The sequence below is a fragment of the Bacillus cereus group sp. BfR-BA-01523 genome, assembly GCF_022662615.1.
GTDB lineage: Bacteria > Bacillota > Bacilli > Bacillales > Bacillaceae_G > Bacillus_A > Bacillus_A mycoides.
Genome location: NZ_JAKUDX010000031.1, coordinates 1 through 2461, shown reverse-complemented (window position 1 = coordinate 2461; position 2461 = coordinate 1). Strand labels below are relative to the sequence as shown.

Below are 2461 nucleotides of genomic sequence, written 5' to 3'. Positions count from 1 at the left end.
GAAGTTAAGCTCTCTAGCGCCGATGGTAGTTGGGACCTTGTCCCTGTGAGAGTAGGACGTCGCCAAGCAAAAACCTAAGTCGTTTCGACTTAGGTTTTTTTGTGTTTATTTATATTTACCGAAGGGTAAAATTCATAAATTTAATAACCCTAAAGACGAAAAAAGAATGAAATAGAAACGGTATAAAATAAAATTCGGATGATAAAGTAATACGTTTAAATATAAATTGAAGGTAAGGATTTCCTTTTTATGTTAATTTAGTTGTCGAATGAACAATAATGTTTTGGTTTAATATGAAAAGGTTATGTAAAAAAGAGCTGGATGGCTATTTTTTGCATAACCTTTTTGTGGTTTTAAAGGATTTTACATAAGAAAAAATCTATAATTAAGGTAGTTAACATATATTTTTTGATGGGTGTGGGGGATTATGAAAGAAATATGCATGTTATTAGTGGCTGTTATATTATGGGGAACAGCCATTGCACCAACGAAATGGGCATTAGAATCCATTCAACCGTTTACTTTGTTATTTATTCGTCTTTTCTTTGCGGGTGGAATTTGTATGTTTTTCTCATTTAACGAACTACAAAAAGCAGTTATACATAAACATATTCCGTGGAAAAGAATGAGTTTACTGTCTTTTACTGGTGTAGCTGGGTACTTTATGTTCACATCCTATGGTATTTCTTTAACAAGTGGATTACATGTTAGTATTATTGATGCTGCATTGCCATTAGTTACAATTCTTTTTTCAGCGTTCTTTCTGAAAGAGAAAATTCAGATGGATTATTGGATCGGAATTATGTTGGGCGCTATAGGAGTGCTCTTTATTACAATTCCATCTAGCGATACTAATCAAGAGGTGTCTTTAATAGGAGATATACTTATTTTATTAAGTACCTTTTTATTTGCGTTCTACACAGTTTTGTTAAAACGGCCAAAACAAGAACGACGTTTATCTAATAAAGTTTTCACTACAGTAACACTAATGATAGGTGCAGCTATTGTGTTGCCATTTGCAATGATAGAAATTTTTTACTACGGTTTCCCAAAAATCGAAACATGGAAGATTGGATTTAGTGTAGTATACCTTGTTATCGGGGCAACAATTTTAGCATATTGGTTCTGGAATAAAGCGCTAGAGACGGTCTCAGCATCAATAAGTGGACTGTACTTAAATGGATTGCCGTTAATAAGTATCATTACTTCAATTATCCTATTAAATGAATCTCTGACATGGAAGATAATAATGGGAGGGAGTCTAGTTTTAATTGGAGTAGGATGGGCGGATAAGCAAAAGTTACGTAATCTATTAAAGGGTAATAAAATGGATAGTAGGGACTGTTAAATTGTACGTTTTATATAGTTTAAATGTTAAAAAGATACCTCATATATATGTATAAGGTATCTTTTTATATTTAGCGAAGATAATGGACTTAAATTAGTAGGGATATTCTTTGTTATATCTATATGTATCGAAATCTTTTTGAAATATTGTTTTGACGAGCTGTATACATTCATCATCATAAAAGCTTTCAAAAGTCGGGTGACGAGGGAATAAAGGATCAGTAATATCGGCATCGCTGAAATTCCCTTTATAAATCATGGCAGGGGTTTGATGATGCCATGATGTTGAAAACTCATTTATCGGTGCAGGTTTTAATTCGAAACGTTTTTCTAATTCTTTCATTTCCTGATCGAAATTTTCTAAGTATATATAATTGGTTACATACTCTTCTTCACCTGCTATATATTGTTGTGTAAAGTGAGCGTTAATATCATTTGCATGAGCACCTTTAGTAAATAGGTAGTATAAAAATTGTTTGAATGAGATTCCTTTAGGAGAATTTTCATTTTGATATAAAAACTTTCGAATGGGTTTCCATTCTTCATTTTCTACATAAGGAGGTGCAATTAAGGACACGAAAGAACTGACTGCTCTTCTAAACGGATTGCGAACCAGTTTGAAAGTTTTCTTTTGTTTATCTCGTAGTGCTACACTTAGCCGTATATTATAGGCCGGTGTACTTTTGTATATTTCATATTCGAAATTATGGATGAAGGGGTGATAGTTTAAAGCTGTTTGTAATAAATCAATCTGGTAAAAAAACCACTTAGCAAGGGAAGTACAACCACTTTTTTGACTCCAAAATAGAATGAGAGGAAAGTTTCTATGATAGTGTGGGCTTCTTGCATTAGTACTAATGATGTGTAATAAGGAAGGATCCAACAATTGATGCACTCCTTTCATGTATCTTGATTATATATACATATGTAAAATAAAGATGAGGTATGAGTGTGTGGAATTTTTTTTGTAGAAAATGAAAAAGAAATGTTGACTATTATTATATAGAGGTGTAATATAGGACAAGTCGCCGATAGCAACAACGCAGAAAGCGACAAAACAAAATGAAAAACTTAGTTGACATTGAAATATGAAAATGTTAACATAAGGGAGTCG

General features: G+C 32.5%; 2 protein-coding genes. One reads left to right on the top strand and one right to left on the bottom strand.

Annotated elements, in window-relative coordinates:
* The first annotated feature begins 427 nt into the window (after positions 1-427).
* On the top strand, positions 428-1348 hold the full coding sequence (locus MR066_RS26955; protein ID WP_002140184.1) for a DMT family transporter: 921 nt from the start codon (positions 428-430) through the stop codon (positions 1346-1348).
* 93 nt (positions 1349-1441) lie between these two features.
* On the opposite strand, the gene MR066_RS26950 is transcribed toward MR066_RS26955, so the two are convergent.
* Positions 1442-2233 carry a sulfotransferase family 2 domain-containing protein gene (locus MR066_RS26950; RefSeq protein WP_242249048.1) on the bottom strand — a complete coding sequence of 264 codons (792 nt, stop codon included), beginning with the start codon at positions 2231-2233 and terminating at the stop codon, positions 1442-1444.
* Positions 2234-2461 lie beyond the last annotated feature (228 nt).